The organism is Pseudomonas sp. PLMAX, from assembly GCF_046042685.1.
Classification (GTDB): Bacteria; Pseudomonadota; Gammaproteobacteria; order Pseudomonadales; family Pseudomonadaceae; genus Aquipseudomonas; species Aquipseudomonas putida_AE.
This window is the reverse complement of the sequence record NZ_CP064949.1, coordinates 3,081,105-3,098,000: the sequence shown is the minus strand read 5'-3', so window position 1 is coordinate 3,098,000 and position 16,896 is coordinate 3,081,105. Positions and strand designations below refer to the sequence as shown.

The following is a 16,896-nucleotide window of genomic DNA, read 5'->3' as shown; positions in this document are numbered from 1 at the left end:
TTCAGACTCCACGATTATTCAAAGAACAGCTTGATGCCTTGCGGATCAAGGCCATGATGGCGCTGGGTGAAGCCGTTGCCGTCTGTCACTCCTCGCACCACGCTGCCGTCAGCGGTTTCGATGCGATAGCGCACATCGGATTTTGGCGCGCCTGTCTCTTTGTCCTTGACCTGGAATCCACCCTGCGTTGGATTTTTGTAGAGGGGGTCTTGCAGGACCATGGCTGACAACGCCTGTTCGAGGGAGGCACCACCGCCCCAGGCGATAAGGTCGTTCTTGATGCGCAATTCACCTGGCGCACCGATTTCGATGGAGCCATCCTTGATCTTGATGTAGGCGCCTCGACTGACCAGGGTGATGCCTTGTTCGGCGTTGAGCATGATTTCGCCGTTGATACTGTTAAGCGTCAGCGCCTTGTCCGCTTGCAGTGTCATCGCATCGCTTTGCGCCTGGATCTCCACCGGCCCCCGGGCGGCAAACAGCTTGAGCCCAAGTTTCTGCGCGAACAGGCTGATTGCTTCGCCGGCGGTCACGCTAAAGCGCTTGAATACGCTGACATCAACGGTCTCCCCTGCCGTCGCGGTAAGGGTTTTTCCCGCTGAGATCTGAATATTTGCCGGTGTCGTGAGAGCAATACCCGCAGGTGCCGACGCAATCAGTCCAGCTTGCTTGAGATGCGCCAATGCCTCTTGCAGCCCTTGTTGCGACTGCACGTCTGCTGGCAGGGCGCCCGATACGGCGGCGCTTTGAGCCAAGGCATTCACCAGTTGCAAGGCACTGTTGAGCTGCGCCAATGCGGCACTCATCTCAAGCACCTGACCTTGAGCCTTGGCCTGCACATCCGCACTGATGAACAACCCCTTGCCGCCACGAATGGCGCCATGCCCATCCGTCCTCAGTTCAAACCCTTCCCCGCGTTTTTTCTTCTGCGCATCCACCAGATGCCCCAGGTTCAACTGGCTCTTGCCGCTGTGCTCGGTGCTGAGCTTGACGTGCTCTTCCCCGCGGTTGTCCTCCATGCGCAGCTTGTTGTTCGCCGGGGTGCGCAGCACGTTGCGGGTGTAGTCGCGTTTGCGCAGGGTCACGTGGTCCGGGTGGTCGCTGTCGTGCAGGGCGTGGGCGATGTAGGGGCGGTCGGGGTCGCCCTGTTCGAAGGCTATGGCCACTTCGGTGCCGCAGATCAGCGGCAGGTGCAGGCCATGGGTGTCGCCGGCGTAGGGGCGTGCCTGGCGGAGCCACATGCTTTCCTGGCCGAGCTTCCAGGGGTCGCGATCGAAGAGGAAGTTGACCTTGTAGCGGCCTTCGAGGTCGATTTCGGCGTAGGGATCGTTGGCTTTGCCGCTGGTGACGCGGGCCGGTAGGGTGCCGGCGATGATCGGTTTGGGCGGGACCGGCGGGCGGAAGCAGACCATTTCCGCGTAGGGGATGGCCTCGAAATTTACTTCGATGCTGCGGTCGCGGGCGGCGCGGGTGTGCAGGCCGGTGATCACCGCGCCGGGGGTAAAGGCCTGGGGCGCGTCGGCGATTTTCAGCACCTGGCCCGGCGCCAGGGTGGCGCTGCTGCTGGCGCCGCTGAGGTGGGTCTGGCCGTTGAGGTAGCGTTCGTGGCGCAGGCGTGCGTAGAAAAAACCGCTTTCGCTTTGCAGGTCTTCGTCCTGATCGAGGCGATCGCCGAGCACGCGGTAGGGTTCGGCGTAGTGGTAGGCCTCGCCGTAGGTGGTGGTCGTGGTGCCGCGGGTCTGGTCGACTTCGCCATCGAGCCGGGCCCGGGCATCGCGGTGGTGATAGGCGCGGAAGTTGATGGATTTCTCCACCACCTGGTGACGGGTTTGCAGGCCCCACACGCCGTCCTCGCCGCTGGCGAAACCGGCAGGCGCACGCAACGGCAGCTTTACGCCGAACTGGTAGTGACGCTGGTCGTCGTGGAATTCGACGACGTCGATCTGCAGGCGGTCGTCGTGGCTGAAGCGGTACCAGATGCCGACCTCGGCCAGCAGCCGTTCGATGAACGCCAGGTCGCTTTCGCCGTACTGCATGACCTGCTCGCGGCGGGGGTATTCGCGCACCAGTTGGAACAGGAAATGCTGGCCAAGAAAGTCGTGGCGACTGCGCAGGATGTGCTCGACGATCTCCGGGACCGACTGCTGCTGGTACAGGCGGTACTGGCGGCCGTGTGCGAGCAGCGCCAGGCGCGGTTGCAGGGTGATTTCATAGCGGGCTTCGTCGCGGGAGCTGGACAGGCGCTGGAAGTTGTTGACCATGCCGTACAGGCTGCGCAACGGCTTGTACTCCGGCGCTGGAAAGCCTGGGTAAGGTGGCTTTGGCGGCGCGGGGTACAGGCTGAAACGGGCGTCCTTGTTGAGCATCTGCTCGGCGCTGAGGTCCTGATTGGTGCAGGTGAATTCGATGCGATAGCTGAAGGGCTGGCTGAGGTGCTCCTGGCCTTCGAAGGCCAGGACGTCGAAGACGGCGTCGAACCAGCGGATGGCGAATTTATGGCGAGTGTGGTCGAAAAAAATACGCTGTTGGTTGCTCATGGTCAGGCCTCCTTGACGACGCTTGGCATCGCTTCCTGTGTGTCGATGAACTGCAGCGTGATGCCTTCATCGTCGCTGTAACCCAGGGTCACCCCCTGGGTTTGTTGACGGGTCGCCTGGCGCTGCAGAAGTTGCTGGCTGAGCACCGGCAGGATCTGTTGGTTGAGCAGGCTGTCGATGTTGCGCGCGCCGGTATCGGGCAGCAGGCAGGCGGCAACCAGGGCCTGGTTGAGTGCGTTGTCGATCTGGCAGGTCAGGCCGTAGTGGCGTTGCAGGCGCGAGGCGACCCGGGCGAGTTTTTGCGCGACGATGCGCTGCAGTGCGTCGACTTGCAGCGGGCGGTAGATCAGGGTCTGGAAGCGCGCGAGCAAGGCCGGCTGGAAGTGTTCGCGCAACAGTGGCCGCAGCAGCTCCTGCAAGGTGTTGTCCGTTACGTCAGGGTGTTGTTGCAGGCAGGTTTGCAGTTCATCGCTGCCCAGGTTCGAGGTCATGAGAATGACGGTGTTGCGAAAATCGATTTCGCGTCCCTCGCCATCGCGCATGAAGCCGCGATCGAAGACCTGGTAGAACAGATTGAGTACGTCGCGGTGAGCCTTTTCCACTTCGTCGAGCAATACGACGCTGTAGGGGCGCCGGCGCACCGCTTCGGTGAGCACACCACCCTGGCCGTAACCGACATAGCCCGGTGGCGAGCCTTTGAGTTGGCTGACGGTATGGGCTTCCTGGTACTCGGAGAGGTTGAGGGTAATCAGCGACTGCCCGCCACCGAACAGGCAGTCGGCCAGCGCCAGGGCGGTTTCCGTCTTGCCGACGCCGCTGGTGCCGACCAGCAGGAACACGCCCAACGGTGCCTGTTCCTCGGTCAGGCCGGTTTTGGCCGCGCGCAGACGCTGGGCCAATGCAGCGAGGGCATGATCCTGGCCGACGACACGCTCACTCAACTGCTGCTCCAGCGCCAACAGGCTGGCCTGTTCGTCCTTGAGCAGACTGCCCAGCGGCACGCCGGTCCAGTCGGCAATCACTTCAGCTACGCTGCGCGGGTTGACGTCCAGAGAGAGCAACGGTTGGGCGCCCTGCACTTCGGCGAGCTGCTGTTGCAGCCACATACAAAGGGTGATCTGCAGGGGGTGAGCCTGACGTGCATCAAGCAGTTGGCGGGTCAGGTCGAGTTCGTTGCGGTATTGCCGCACCAGCTCACTGTGTTGGTCTTGCAAGTCGACAAGTTGCGCATCGATCGAGGCAAGGCGCTCGTCAAGGCTACTGCCACCGAGTTGTGCATCTTCTTCCAGGGCTTGTCGTTCAAGTCCCAGGGCCGCCTGCCCGGCCTTGAGTCTGACCAGTGCCTGGGGTTCGCAGTCAAGGCTCATGCGCACCCGTGCACTGGCGGTGTCGAGCAGGTCGACGGCCTTGTCCGGCAGCTGGCGACCGGTCAGGTAGCGCCGCGAAAGCGTGACCGCCGCCTGTACCGCCGCATCCTGAATGTGCACGCCATGATGGCTGGCGTAACGCGCCTTCAGGCCACGCAGCATGAGACAGGCATCGTGGTCATCCGGCTCGTCGACCTTGACCTTCTGGAAGCGTCGTTCCAGGGCGGCATCGCGCTCGAAGTACTGCTTGTATTCGCTCCAGGTGGTGGCGGCGATGGTGCGCAGTTCGCCACGGGCGAGCGCGGGCTTGAGCAGGTTCGCCGCGTCGGCACCGCCCGCCTGGTTGCCGGCGCCGATCAGGGTATGGGCTTCATCGATGAACAACAGCACGGGACATGCCGATTGCTGGACGGCATCGATGACGTTTTTCAGGCGTTGCTCGAACTCGCCCTTGACCCCGGCCCCCGCTTGCAGCAACCCCAGGTCGAGGGTACGCACGCTGACCGGCTTGAGGCTGTCCGGAACATTGCCCTCGGCAATGCGCAGCGCCAGTCCTTCGACCAGTGCGGTCTTGCCGACTCCCGGCTCGCCGACCAGCAACGGGTTGTTCTTGCGCCGGCGGCTGAGGATGTCGATGACCTGGCGGATCTCATCGTCACGGCCGAACACCGGGTCGATCCGCCCTTCCCGGGCCTTGGCGGTGATGTCCTGGGTGAACCTGTCCAGCACGGCCTGCAAGGCCTCGTGGTTGACGGCAGCGGATCCAGTCAATACTTGTGCCTGATCAATGGCAGCCGCTTGCTGCGCCTGGGGACGCTCTTCGGAGTGTTGATCAAGCAGTGCGAACAGATGCTGCAACTGGGTTTCGCTTACACTGAACAGAGGCCAGGCCGCTTCGCAAGCCAGCAGGTCAGGAGACTCCAGCAACGCGCCAAGCAAGTGGGCTGAGCGCAGGTGATCCTGGCTGTCAAGCGATGCACGCAGCCAGGCGTTGCTGATCAGTTGCTGTAACTTGCCACACAGCTGTGGCTTGGCGTGTACGCTGCGCGGCAGTGTGTCCAGGTGTTCAAGCAGTCCGCCCCAGAGAGCGTCCAGATCCCATTCGTAGCGACGGGCAATGAGCGTCAGGTCGCCCTCGCCCTGTTCGAATAATTTGAGCAGCCAGTGCTCGATACTGATGTAGCCATGGGCGCGACTTTGGCAAAGCGTCGCCGCCGCGCTCAGCGCCTGGGCACAGTAGGGATTGAGACGACGAAGCAAGCGGGAGGCGTTCTGTACCATGGGTACGTCCTTGTCTTAAATGTGAGGCTGGTAATCAAAAAGAGCCCGGCTCGACGGGGCTGGCTGAGCGCCCGCGGACGGACGCTCAACACGGGACACTGGACACTGGACCCGCAGGCAGGCATGCCTACGGGTTCAATGGGTTAAGCGCTCTGGCGTTCGTCCCAGGCATCGGAGTGGCTGTAGTTGCCCTCGATGAACTTCCAGGTGATCTTTTCGTAGCGCAGCTGGACGTCTTCCAGGTGATTGTGTTTTTCCTTGGTCGGGTCCTTGATGTCGTGCATTTTCGTCACGACGCTTACGACCTTCACGTTCTCGAGCAGAACGGTGTAGTAGACGACCTCCTGGCCTGCGTCATTGATGCGATACCACTTGAACTCGGCGCTGTTGAAGGTCTGCCCATGGGACGCGCCTTTGAGCAGGTAGACGCTGGCGGCATCGATTTCCTTGGTGAACATGAACGGAGTGTGAATCCGTGTGCCTGTCAGCTTGCCGGTGTTATTGTCAGTGGGAATGGTCAGGCCATGATCCTGGGCCAGCACTTCGATGCTGCCCTCACGCCCTTTAACATCCACCGAACCCTTGATGTCCGCGCCGCCGTCATTTTTCAGCCACAGGTAAACGGGAATTGCCATGTGAAGCTCCTTCTCTCTGAACATGAATGCCGCGTTATGCGACAGGGGGTTGCAAATCCGGCCCCGTAGCGGGGAACACGCAGGCTCCCGGCTCCGGCACCAGACGAATATCGACTCGACGATTGGCGCTGCGCCCGGCCTCGTTGTCATTGCTGGCGATGGGCTGGCTGGCACCAAAGCCCTGCACCGCAAAGCAACTGGCGGGGATACCGCCCATGTGCTGCATCCAGTCGTGCACGGCGGCCGCCCGGGCCCGGGACAACTGCAGGTTTTGCTCGGCGCTGCCGGTGCCATCGGTATGGCCGCTGATCACGATGAGCCAGCCAGGCTGGGCCTTGATGTCGACCAGGGCGTTGATCAGGACCTTGGTCGATCCGGGCTTGAGCTGGGCACTGCCGGTACTGAACAGCGACAGGCTGTCCAGGCGCACCGGCTTTGGATGACCCGCAAGCCTTGGGGCCAGCGACGGATGACGGTGACCGGCAATCGTCGACTGCAGCCTGATGCGCAATCGCTCGCCCCGGTAAAGGCCCAGTCCCAGCGACAGGGGAGCGCCGTGTCGGTAGTAGCCGTCCAGGCGCAGGGCATCCTCGCGCAGCACCGCAAGTGCCTGCTCGCGCAGGATGAATTCAGGCCGATCGGGTTGTCCTGTCACGGGTATGGCGTGGTAACGACGCAGGTCGTCACTGACCTGGCGGACCAGTAGAGTGTTCTGCCAGGCCGAGCTGGCCAGGGCCGTTGTCCCGGCAATGGCGAACATCCACAACGCGATGACGCTCGCGCGGCGCAATGGGGCGCGTTGATTCTGCGAGGGCAGCAGCGCCAGCAAGGGATCGGGGAAAGGCATTGACGTGCCCTGCCCTGGCTGCGCCTGCCTGACGTCATGCAGTGCAACCTTGTTGCGCAGCCATTGCTGCCACAGGTTGCCCGCGACTGATTGCGCGAGCGCCGGTACGAAGGTGATGGCACAGACACTCGGCAGGCTGTCGGGATCGCGCACATCACGGGGAGCCAGGTGGGGTAGAACCGCGTGATCCAGCCATGCCACGACACTGTTCAGCTTCACGCTGGTGTGCATCCGGGCTGAGCGCGTTGCGCTGTCTGAAGGCTGCCGTTGCCAGTCGCCCAGGCTGGTGCAGGTTCCGGCCTCGCGCACCCTGGGGCTGACTTCACCGTCCTCCCAACTGAACCAGGGACCTTCCGCCGCCGAGGCTTGCACATAACTGGTCAACAGTAGCGGCAGCGCAACGCCGCCCTTGCGAACGATGCCGACCTGATAGCGCAGTGCGCGCGCCTGTCCGGCCAACACGGCGCTGTCGACGTGTTCGGTCGGGTTGACGATGAACATGACGCTGAGCTGCCCACTCCACTCGGGACGCAGCGTCATCAGGCTGGCGGTGATCGCAGGCAACTGCTCAAGCTCGGGTACCCGCACATAACAACCGTGGCGGGTTGTGCGCAAAGCCAGGTGTTCCAACGGCGTCGCGCCGAACAATCCCGTCAGGCCATCGCCACAAACCAGGACCACTGGTTGACGGTAGGCGGCCGGAGGCAGCGAGGTATTTTCGGCCAGGGTCACTGACGCGCATGTCCGGCGCCCGATCCGACTCCAGGCCAGGACCATGACGCACACCACGACCAGGACGGCGATGGTGCGCAGGCTCCAGGTCAAGGGAACGACAACCAGCAACGCCAGTGAAAGCACGCCCGCCCATAACCAGAGACCACGCATCAGTGTCGGCGTCATCGGTCCCACCTCAAGCCTCACCGGGCAAAACCGAGCTGAGGAGATTGGCCAACAGCTGGTCAAGCCCCCACCAGCAACCGACAAACAGCAGGCCCACAAGCAGACCATGAGCCAGTGGCGAACGCGGCCACAGCCAAATACGCAGTCCCTGTCCGAACGTCAACTTTGTCGCCAGCGTCTGGCTGAGTGCCAAGGGTACGACCTGTGCATGGAGCGCGCAGAGCAACTGTTCGCGCTCAGGGTCGTCGGCGTCGCGATAACGCCCCTGGAAGCCGAGCATCAGCACCCGATGGAACGCCGTCAGCACCAATGGATCAGGGGCGGGCTCGCGCAAGACTTCGCGCATGTCTTCATACAGGAACTCGCCCGCCTGGTGGCGACTGAAGAACTTCGCTTGCAAGGGCTCTTTCGTCCAGGCATCGCGAGCCTGCTTATCCACACGGAGTACGGTTTCATCGAGCAAGGCGCACTGGGCATGGCTGATGTGATCAATGCTGCGCGGGCTCAGGCCGGCGTGCTCGAGCATCTGGCGGACATGTTCGACCTGCTTTACGCAAAGGTCCTTCAGCGCCATGCCATCGTGCGCCGATGCGCCCTTGCACAGTTCCACCACCAGCAGGTAGCTGTCCTGCAACAACGCGTCGATATCTACCGCCAGTGCGGCTGGTTTTCTTGAGGCTTTCAGGTTCATGTGCGCAACACCGCGAACAGTTCAAGTTTTACCTCGGCCAGCGTGCTCGGGACGTAGAAGGCGCAGACCCCTGCAGCCAGCACCGCCTGGCCCTTGGCATGGTCGAGATCGAGGGCGAAATACTGGTTCTCCAGTCGCAGCGGAATGGCTGCCGGTACATGGCTGAGCGACTGCAACGGCACACCGTCGAGCGCGGCATTGATCAGTTGATCGACCTCATCCGGGGTGCCAATCTTGCACAGGCGCGGGAACTGGCTCTGCACCTGTGCTGCCGGCAAGCGGCAACGCACCGACAGATAAAAATCAGCGCCTTCACGCTCGCGCAGGCGTGGATCATTGAGGCTGACCTTCCAGCGGTTGTCGCCGTTCTCCTCCAGCGCCAGGGCGATCACACGCGAAGGCAGACTGGCCTCCAGCAACGTGGAAATCAGACGCAACAATGGGGGGAACACACTTTCCAGATGCTCATGCCGGTAAGTCGGGATCTGGTCGATATCGTGTTCCAGGGAAAAGGTCAGCAGGCCGCCGGCCAATTTTGCCAATTCCCGGTACACCGATTCGGGATGCCGTGCCGGGTGCGCCTTGAGATCTGCCAGGATCGGCTGGTAGGTGTTCAGGGCGTTGAGCAGCCAGAACAGCGACACATCGGCCACGGCAAAATCGGCCATGCGCTGGTTACTTTCACGACGCAAGCCCATCAGCCGTTGACGCTTGGCGGCCAATTGGGTCAACAGATTATCCAGCTGCGCCAGCAATCCCGGGTGAGCCGCAAAATCGAGCAGTGGCGGCACATAAGTGTCATCCAGCCCCCATGCGCCCTGCCCGTCCCGCACCAGGCGCACGATCGGGCAGGTCAGGTAATCGGCGTTGTCGTCGTGGGCAAGACGCAGGCTCAGCACGTGTTCCAGCACGCCGATCTGCTGCGCCTCGCCTTCGTACAAATCCTGCACCTTGCGCCAGTCCTGGCGATAACGCGTCGGTCGCTCGACCTTGCCGTCATCGAGCAGGCAGTTGTTGCCATTGGCCTGTTCCAGCGGCAAGGCCAATAACACCGTGGCGTCCTGCACGTCACTGGACAGCAGCTGGGTCAATTCCAGGGCCGAGGGCAGACGATCCACCTGATCGGTATCGATCAAGGTGCCGTCGGGCATGCGCAGGCACAACCTTGTGGCCTTGAGCTTGCCCAGTCGCAGGGTCTCCTGGTCAAACGCCACCGCCGCTACACCCCAGGGATGCACCAGTGACAAGTGAGCCAGGCGTTCGTTGGTCCAGGCTTCCCAGCGTGCCTGTTGCTGGAACTGCTGGGGGCACAGGAGTGCCCCCGCAGACCATACGGGACGGTCGATTTTCAAGACCTGGCTTCCCCGCGAACGGCATCGGGCTTGCGCTTGGGCATCTGCGACACCAGCGAAAGATTGACGTCCATGCCTTCGACCTGGAAGTGCGGCACGGCATACAGCTTGACGCGGAAGAAGCCCGGATTGTCTTCGATGTCTTCCACGGTCACCTTGGCGTCACGCAGCGGATGCGAGGCCTGCAGGTCGTCGCCCGGGTCGGTCATTTCGGTCACCAACCCGCCAATCCACTTGTTCAGCTCCAGTTCCAGCAAGCGCCGGTCCTTGGTGGTGCCGATGTTCTCGCGCTGGATCAGCTTGAGGTAATGGGCAATGCGCGACAGCAGGAAAATGTAGGGCAGGCGCGAATTGATCCGACTGTTGGCGGTCGCATCGGCGGTGTCGTACAGGGCCGCTTTCTGGGTCGAGTTGGCTGAGAAGAAACAGGCGTAGTCACGGTTCTTGTAATACGACAGCGGGATGAAACCGAGGTCGGCGAATTCGAACTCGCGGGTTTCCGGGATCATGACTTCCGAAGGAATCTTCACCTGGTTGCCGGTGCCCAGGTCGTACAGGTGGATAGGCAATTCCGTGACCGCGCCGCCCGACTGCGGCCCGCGGATCTGCACGCACCAGCCGTTGGCGATGAAGCTCTTGACCATGTTGGCGGCAAAGGCGAACGAGGCGCTGGTCCACAGGTATTTGTCGTGGTCAGGGCCCTTGACGCTCTCGATATAGTTGAAGCTGCGCACCGGGACAGTGTCCGGGCCATAGGGCAGGCGCCCGAGGACACGGGGCATGACTAAGCCGATGTAGCGGGCGTCGTCGCTGTCGCGGAACGCCTTCCATTTCAGGTATTCGGCACGGTCAAAATAGTTGCCGATGTCCTTGATGGCGGCCACTTCCTCCATCGAGCGCTTGCCGAAGAAAGCCGGGCCGACGGTGCCGATGAATGGCATGTGCGCAGCCGCCGCGACTTTGGAAATATTGCGCAGCAGGGCGATGTCCTGCGGACTGCGATCGAATTCGTAGTTGGAAATAGCCGCGGCAATCGGCTCGCCACCCGGGGTGTCGTATTCCTGGGTATAGGTATGCACGTACAGGCCGCTTTGAGCGATTTCCGGTGCATCGTCGAAGTCCTGGACCAGATGATCCTTGCTGATATCCAGCAATTCGATGCGCACGTTCTGGCGAAAATCGGTCTGGTCGACCAGGGATTTGACCCCGCGCCAGGTTGACTCGACGCGCTGGAAATCCGGGTGGTGCATCACGGCATCGAGTTGCCGGCTGATTTGCCCATCCAGGGCAGCAATGTGTTCATCGAGCAGGACTTTATCCAGGCGCTCGATTTTCTGCGAAGACTGCCCGAGCAGTTTCAAAAATACACTGACGGCCGCCGTCACTCGCTCATCGGCCGACACTTCGGACAGTGCCTCGGTATTTTGAAATACTTCGATACTACTTAATGTATCGACCGGACTCAGATTGATCTTGCCAAACAGCGCGCCATAGACGCCTTTATTTTCTTCGGACAACACTGTAGTGCCGCGCGAATGCACGTTGGAACTTTCGATGGACATGCAGGTAACTTCCCTTTAAACGAACCGAAGTGGATTAACGATTTTCTTCCGGCGCCAGCGCGGCCAACTCGGCGCGCAGTTCCTCACTTAGCGCATCATCCTTGAGGATGCGTTCCAGCTCATGACGGAAAGTGGCATTGTCCAGCAGGTTCGACTTAAGGTCGCGCAACAGATTGCGCATGGCCAGCAGCGCACGAAGGTGCGGGATTTGCCGCGCCACCTGCTCCGGCTCGAAGTCCTTCATGCGCTGGAAATTCAGCTCGACCGAGGTGTCGCCAGCGTCATCGACCAGGGTGTTTTCCACGGCCACTTTCAAGACCGGAGAAAACTCCGCCAATACGCTATCGAAGTTGTTTTTGTTGATGGAAACCTTGCTACGGGCAGATAAGGGACGCTGCTCCTTGCCATTGCTGTAGTCCCCCATCACCATCAGCTTCAGTGGCAATTCGACTTTTTTCTGCGCACCACCGGTATGCAGATCGAGCTTGATATTGACCCGGGCCTTCGGCACTTCGTTTTGAAAACTGCTTGAAGACATAACACCTCCCGATTATTTTGCGACAGCCAATGCAATCGCTAAAACCTGCAAGACAGGAACTCGAAACTCTAGCCAACAGAATAGAAAGTTTCCCTGCTACAGCCTGTGAATTCCATGTCAAAATGAGTGCAACAATATACGCACGGGAACTATGACTGTTCTCCTACAACGACAATGAACTATCCCACTCGCACATTCCACCCCTCCCGGCAACTTTGGGAAATTTCTTACTTATTTCCAGAAATGCCCTACAAGAAACCACTGAAAACGTCCTTTTACTGGGCGCGAGTCGACTTTTTTCTTCTCCGACGGGCTGCGCACTCCCCCTCCAATCCGCCCGGGCAAACCCTCTGCATCAATTATTTATACTCAAATGCCAGCTTAATAATATTTTACCGATATCAGGCTGATCCCTAGTCTTGAGCCCAGGAAATGGCAGGTCGACACCGACCGTTAACCAACTTCGAAGGGCAAGCAGATGACCATTGAAAAAACAATAATAGATACCTTGATTGTCGGCGCCGGCCAGGCCGGCGTAGCCATGAGTGAACACCTGAGCAAGCTCGGCGTGCCGCACCTGGTGCTGGAGCGCAATCGTATCGCCGAGCGCTGGCGCACCGGCCGCTGGGATTCGCTGGTGGCCAATGGTCCGGCTTGGCACGACCGTTTTCCCGGCCTGGAATTCGACGACATCAGCCCCGATGGTTTTGCCCCCAAGGAGCGCGTGGCCGATTACTTCGAAGCCTATGCCCGCAAGTTCAAGGCGCCGATCCGCACCGGCGTGGAAGTGAAGAAGGTCGAGCGCAACGTCGGTCGCCCGGGTTTCACCATCGAGACCTCCCAAGGCGTGATCGAGGCCAGCCGCGTGGTGGCGGCCACCGGCCCGTTCCAGCGTCCGGTGATCCCGCCGATCGCCCCCAAGGATGCGCAACTGCTGCAGATCCACTCCGCCGACTACCGCAATCCCGGGCAATTGCCCGAGGGTGCCGTGCTGGTGGTGGGCGCCGGTTCCTCGGGCGTGCAGATCGCCGATGAATTGCAGCGCTCCGGCAAGCAGGTCTACCTGTCGGTGGGCGCCCACGATCGCCCGCCCCGCGCCTATCGCAACCGTGATTTCTGCTGGTGGCTGGGGGTGCTGGGCGAGTGGGACCAGGCCGCGATGAAACCCGGCCGTGAACACGTGACCATCGCCGTCAGCGGCGCCCAGGGTGGCCGCACCGTGGATTTTCGTGGCCTGGCCCATGCCGGCATGGTGCTGGTGGGCCTGACCCAATCGTTCAACGGCAGCGTGGCGACCTTCCAGGCGAACCTGGCGGACAACCTGGCCCGGGGCGATGAAAACTACCTGGCCCTGCTCGACGCCGCCGATGCCTACATCGAACGCAATGGCCTGGACCTGCCGGAAGAACCCGAAGCGCGCCATACCTTCCCGGAGCCGGACTGTGTCTCCAACCCGATCCTCGAACTCGACCTGGCCAAGGCCGGCGTGACGTCGATCATCTGGGCCACCGGTTTTGCCGTGGACTACAGCTGGCTGCAGGTCGACGCCTTCGACGACAACGGCAAGCCGCAACATCAGCGCGGTGTGTCCAGCGAGGCTGGCGTGTATTTCCTCGGCCTGCCCTGGCAGTCCCGTCGCGGTTCGTCCTTCATCTGGGGCGTGTGGCATGACGCCAAGTACGTGGCCGATCACATTGCCATCCAGCGGACCTATCTCGAGTACCGCGATGCCGACCAACGCGAGGCCCAAGCCTGCCCGGCCGCACACAAGACCACTGCCAACGCTTGATTCCCGCACGGCGCGTGAACCGCGCCGGCCCCCAATATTTCAGGAGTTTCAAATGACCACGCCAACCCATACCCGCATTCGCATGTTCAACACCAAGGAAACCTACCCGAACCAGAGCCTGGACAACGACCTGTGCCAGGCCGTCCGCGCCGGTAACACCGTGTATGTGCGCGGCCAGGTCGGCACCGATTTCGAGGGCAACCTGGTTGGCCTGGGCGATCCGCGGGCACAGACCGAGCAGGCCATGCGCAACGTCAAGCAACTGCTGGAAGAAGCTGGCAGCGACCTGAGCCACATCGTCAAGACCACCACCTACCTGATCGATCCGCGCTACCGCGAGCCGGTGTACCAGGAAGTGGGCAAGTGGCTCAAAGGCGTGTTCCCGATTTCCACTGGGCTGGTGGTGACGGCATTGGGTCAGCCGCAGTGGCTGATGGAGATCGATGTGATTGCGGTGATCCCCGAATAACGGGCAGACCGCGTCGCGACAAACTCCAGCCGCCCGCTCCCGCCATTGATCTTCTGTAGGAGCGAGCTCGCTCCTACAAAATCCAGACAAGGACCCGCCCCATGACCTTTTCCATCGCCGCCCGCTGCCCCGACACCGGTCAGTTCGGCATCGCCATCAGCTCCTCGAGTATCGCTGTCGGCGCCCGCTGCCCCTGGTTATTGCCCGGTGTGGGCGCCGTCTCGACGCAGAACATCACCCTGCCCTCCCTTGGCCCGGAAACCCTGGCCCTGATGGAGCAAGGCCTGGCACCCGCCGAGGCCCTGGACAAGGTGCTGACCCGCAACGGCTACAGCCAGTACCGGCAGATCACCGCCATCGACCACCTCGGCCGCACCGCGCACTTCAGCGGCGCGCAAACCCTGGGCAACCATAACGCGGTGTCCGGCGAGCAATGCGTGGCGGCCGGCAACATGCTCGCAAGCCCGGCGGTGATCGAGGCCATGGTCCGCGCCTTCGAACAGGCTGAAGGCCAACTGGCCGACCGCTTGATCGCGGCGATGCAAGGTGGCGTGGCGGCCGGTGGCGAAGCCGGGCCGGTGCATTCGGCGGCGGTCATGGTGGTCGGTGAGCTGACCTGGCCGATCGTCAACCTGCGGGTCGACTGGGCCGACGAAGATCCGATTGGCCAGCTGCAAAAGCTCTGGCAGGCCTACCGTCCGCAGGTCCAGGACTACATCGACCGCGCCCTGGCGCCCGACCGGTCCCCTGGCTACGGCGTCGCTGGAGACGATCGATGAGCGCCAGCCGCGATCTGCTCGCAACGCTGGTGGAGTTCGACACCACCAGCCGCGAATCCAACCTGCAGCTGATCGAGTTTGTCCGCGACTACCTCGCAGGCTTCGATGTGCCGTGCCAGCTGGTCTACAACCAGGAACGCAGCAAAGCCAACCTGTTCGCCACGATCGGCCCGGCGGACCGGCCGGGCATCGTGCTCTCGGGGCACACCGACGTGGTCCCGGTCGACGGCCAGCCGTGGACCGTCGCGCCGTTCCAGCTCACCGAGCGCGATGGCCTGCTGTACGGTCGCGGCACGGCGGACATGAAGGGCTACATCGCTTGCGTGCTCGCCCTGGTGCCCGCGCTGGTGCAGGCCTCGTTGCGCCTGCCGGTGCATATCGCCCTGTCCTACGACGAGGAAGTCGGCTGCCTGGGCGTGCGCTCCCTGCTCAAGGCCCTCGAGCAACGTCCGGTCAAACCGATGCTGTGCATCATTGGCGAACCCACCGAGCTCAAACCGGTGCTGGGCCACAAGGGCAAGCTGGCGATGCGCTGCGACATCCACGGTCACGCCTGCCATTCGGCCTACGCCCCGCTCGGGGTCAATGCCATCGAATACGCAGCCGAGCTGATCGGTGAACTGGGGCGCATCGGCCAACGGCTCAAGGCTCCGGAGCTGCATGACCCGCGCTTCGATCCGCCGTTCTCCACCGTGCAGACCGGGGTGATTGGCGGCGGCAAGGCCTTGAACATCGTGCCGGCCGACTGCCGCTTCGACTTCGAAGTTCGCGCCCTGCCCTCCCGCGACCCGCGCCGGGTGGCAGAGGAGCTGCAGGCTTATGCCGAGCAGCAGCTGTTGCCGCGCATGCGCGCCGTGAGCGAGCACAGCGAGATCCGCTTCAGTGAGTTGTCGGCGTACCCCGGCCTGGCCACCGATGCCCGCAGCGAAGCCGCTGAATTGATCGCCGCGTTTTCCGGCTCCCGGGAATTCGGCACGGTGGCGTTCGGCACCGAAGGCGGTCTGTTCGATGCGGCGGGCATCCCGACGGTGGTGTGCGGCCCGGGCAGCATGGAGCAAGGCCATAAACCCGATGAGTTCGTCAGCCTGGAGCAACTGCACGGCTGCGATGCCATGCTGCAACGGATGTTGTTGGCAATCAGCAACTGATCCCTGGCCCGACGCTCAGGTATAGAGTCGGGCCAGTTCTTCCTGACAGTAATCGACGAACAGCTGCACCGGTTTGGTCAGCTGTGCCCGGCGCAACCACGCCGCAGACAGCCCCGAGCCGGTGACGTTTTCGGCCAGCGGCACGCACACGACTTTCTGCCCGTCATAGGTGTATTCGGAAAACGGTTTGGTCACCAGGATCGAAAAGCCGAAACCCCGCCCGACCATCCCGCGCACCATCTCGATCGACGGCGAGCTGAACACGATGTTCGGCGTCAGCCCGCGCTCTTCGAATATGCTCACGAAGTAGGTTCGGCTGGGCACCACGTCCAGCAAAATCATCGGCTCCAGCACCAGGTCGTGCAGCGAGACTTTCGCCTGCTGGGCGAAGCGATGGTCGGCGGGCAGCAAGGCATAGGGTTGCTGGGCCGGCATCAGTGCCACGGTCTCGATGGTGCTGTCCAGGTCATGTTCGTAGACCATGGCCATGTCGATGCTGCCGGCGGTCAACGCCTGCACCAGCTCCTGCTGCTCGCCATCGCGAATGCGTATTTCCACCCCGGGCCAGCGCTCCTTGAAACCGGCGATCAGGCGTGGCAGGTACAGCGGTGCCACGGTTTCAAAACAACCGATGTCGATCTGTCCCGCCACCACGTCGTTGTCCGCCAGGGCATTCTGCTCGAACTCATGGGCGACCCGCAGCAGCTCCTGGGCCTTGCGGTAGAACCGCGAGCCGCTCGGGGTCAGCGACACCCCCTGGGCGTGATGGCGGATGAACAGTTGCACGCCAAAACTTTCTTCCAGGTGCTTGATCGCCGTCGATACCGATGGCTGCGCGATGTAGAGCTTGCGCGAGGCCTCCGCCACGCTGCCGCAGTCGGCCGTGGTGACGAAATACCTGAGCTGGCGCAGGTTGTAGGCGGCCATGGGAACCTCCGGAAAACAGAACATCAGGATCAAGGGATCGACAGTGCCCGCAAGGGTTTTGTGTCAAGGCTGAA

At 62.1% G+C, this 16,896-nt stretch carries 13 protein-coding genes; 4 read left to right on the top strand and 9 right to left on the bottom strand.

All coding sequences use genetic code 11. The features are described 5' to 3' along the window. Window positions 1-14: 14 nt before the first annotated feature. From DKB71_RS14390 to tssB, 8 genes are all read right to left on the bottom strand, one after another. Window positions 15-2,537, bottom strand: a complete 2,523-nt coding sequence (locus DKB71_RS14390) for a type VI secretion system Vgr family protein (RefSeq protein ID WP_408600807.1) — start codon at window positions 2,535-2,537, stop codon at window positions 15-17. 2 nt (window positions 2,538-2,539) lie between these two features. Continuing rightward, window positions 2,540-5,185 (bottom strand): type VI secretion system ATPase TssH, encoded by a 2,646-nt coding sequence (tssH, locus tag DKB71_RS14385; protein WP_408600806.1) that lies wholly within the window; start codon window positions 5,183-5,185, stop codon window positions 2,540-2,542. Between the two features lie 143 nt (window positions 5,186-5,328). Then, window positions 5,329-5,820 (bottom strand): Hcp family type VI secretion system effector, encoded by a 492-nt coding sequence (locus tag DKB71_RS14380; RefSeq protein ID WP_408600805.1) that lies wholly within the window; start codon window positions 5,818-5,820, stop codon window positions 5,329-5,331. Window positions 5,821-5,854: 34 nt separating this feature from the next. Next, window positions 5,855-7,567: an OmpA family protein gene (locus DKB71_RS14375; RefSeq protein WP_408600804.1), complete on the bottom strand. Its 1,713-nt coding sequence runs from the start codon at window positions 7,565-7,567 to the stop codon at window positions 5,855-5,857. Between the two features lie 10 nt (window positions 7,568-7,577). Beyond that, window positions 7,578-8,258, bottom strand: a complete 681-nt coding sequence (gene tssL / locus DKB71_RS14370; RefSeq protein ID WP_408600803.1) for a type VI secretion system protein TssL, short form — start codon at window positions 8,256-8,258, stop codon at window positions 7,578-7,580. Next, window positions 8,255-9,610: a type VI secretion system baseplate subunit TssK gene (tssK, locus tag DKB71_RS14365; protein ID WP_408600802.1), complete on the bottom strand. Its 1,356-nt coding sequence runs from the start codon at window positions 9,608-9,610 to the stop codon at window positions 8,255-8,257. The genes tssL and tssK overlap by 4 nt, the downstream gene beginning before the upstream one ends. Then, a complete protein-coding gene (tssC, locus tag DKB71_RS14360) occupies window positions 9,607-11,172 on the bottom strand; it encodes a type VI secretion system contractile sheath large subunit (protein ID WP_408600801.1) in 1,566 nt (521 codons plus the stop codon). The genes tssK and tssC overlap by 4 nt, the downstream gene beginning before the upstream one ends. Window positions 11,173-11,206: 34 nt before the next feature. Next, window positions 11,207-11,710, bottom strand: a complete 504-nt coding sequence (tssB, locus tag DKB71_RS14355) for a type VI secretion system contractile sheath small subunit (RefSeq protein ID WP_408600800.1) — start codon at window positions 11,708-11,710, stop codon at window positions 11,207-11,209. Between the two features lie 478 nt (window positions 11,711-12,188). Between tssB and DKB71_RS14350 the strand changes: the two genes are divergently transcribed. The 4 genes from DKB71_RS14350 (at window position 12,189) to argE (ending at window position 15,895) form a co-directional block, all read left to right on the top strand. Then, complete coding sequence (locus DKB71_RS14350) at window positions 12,189-13,499, top strand: flavin-containing monooxygenase (protein WP_408600799.1); 1,311 nt, start codon at window positions 12,189-12,191, stop codon at window positions 13,497-13,499. Window positions 13,500-13,551: 52 nt separating this feature from the next. Further along, complete coding sequence (locus tag DKB71_RS14345) at window positions 13,552-13,968, top strand: RidA family protein (protein WP_008058648.1); 417 nt, start codon at window positions 13,552-13,554, stop codon at window positions 13,966-13,968. Window positions 13,969-14,069: 101 nt separating this feature from the next. Beyond that, on the top strand, window positions 14,070-14,747 hold the full coding sequence (locus DKB71_RS14340; protein WP_406590843.1) for a DUF1028 domain-containing protein: 678 nt from the start codon (window positions 14,070-14,072) through the stop codon (window positions 14,745-14,747). Further along, window positions 14,744-15,895, top strand: a complete 1,152-nt coding sequence (argE, locus tag DKB71_RS14335; RefSeq protein ID WP_408600798.1) for an acetylornithine deacetylase — start codon at window positions 14,744-14,746, stop codon at window positions 15,893-15,895. Before DKB71_RS14340 ends, argE begins: the two co-directional genes overlap by 4 nt. Before the next feature lie 15 nt (window positions 15,896-15,910). On the opposite strand, the gene DKB71_RS14330 is transcribed toward argE, so the two are convergent. Further along, the gene (locus DKB71_RS14330) at window positions 15,911-16,822 is read right to left on the bottom strand and encodes a LysR family transcriptional regulator (RefSeq protein ID WP_274077589.1); all 912 of its coding nucleotides are present in this window, start codon (window positions 16,820-16,822) and stop codon (window positions 15,911-15,913) included. Window positions 16,823-16,896: the final 74 nt, after the last annotated feature.

What these genes read in the sequence shown, in the direction of transcription:
- tssC (WP_408600801.1), bottom strand. Translation starts at nt 11,172, where the DNA reads ATGTCCATCGAAAGTTCCAACGTGCATTCGCGCGGCACTACAGTGTTG.
- tssB (WP_408600800.1), bottom strand. Translation starts at nt 11,710, where the DNA reads ATGTCTTCAAGCAGTTTTCAAAACGAAGTGCCGAAGGCCCGGGTCAAT.
- tssL (WP_408600803.1), bottom strand. Translation starts at nt 8,258, where the DNA reads ATGAACCTGAAAGCCTCAAGAAAACCAGCCGCACTGGCGGTAGATATC.
- DKB71_RS14390 (WP_408600807.1), bottom strand. Translation starts at nt 2,537, where the DNA reads ATGAGCAACCAACAGCGTATTTTTTTCGACCACACTCGCCATAAATTC.
- DKB71_RS14340 (WP_406590843.1), top strand. Translation starts at nt 14,070, where the DNA reads ATGACCTTTTCCATCGCCGCCCGCTGCCCCGACACCGGTCAGTTCGGC.
- DKB71_RS14350 (WP_408600799.1), top strand. Translation starts at nt 12,189, where the DNA reads ATGACCATTGAAAAAACAATAATAGATACCTTGATTGTCGGCGCCGGC.
- DKB71_RS14380 (WP_408600805.1), bottom strand. Translation starts at nt 5,820, where the DNA reads ATGGCAATTCCCGTTTACCTGTGGCTGAAAAATGACGGCGGCGCGGAC.
- DKB71_RS14345 (WP_008058648.1), top strand. Translation starts at nt 13,552, where the DNA reads ATGACCACGCCAACCCATACCCGCATTCGCATGTTCAACACCAAGGAA.
- tssH (WP_408600806.1), bottom strand. Translation starts at nt 5,185, where the DNA reads ATGGTACAGAACGCCTCCCGCTTGCTTCGTCGTCTCAATCCCTACTGT.
- DKB71_RS14330 (WP_274077589.1), bottom strand. Translation starts at nt 16,822, where the DNA reads ATGGCCGCCTACAACCTGCGCCAGCTCAGGTATTTCGTCACCACGGCC.
- argE (WP_408600798.1), top strand. Translation starts at nt 14,744, where the DNA reads ATGAGCGCCAGCCGCGATCTGCTCGCAACGCTGGTGGAGTTCGACACC.
- DKB71_RS14375 (WP_408600804.1), bottom strand. Translation starts at nt 7,567, where the DNA reads ATGACGCCGACACTGATGCGTGGTCTCTGGTTATGGGCGGGCGTGCTT.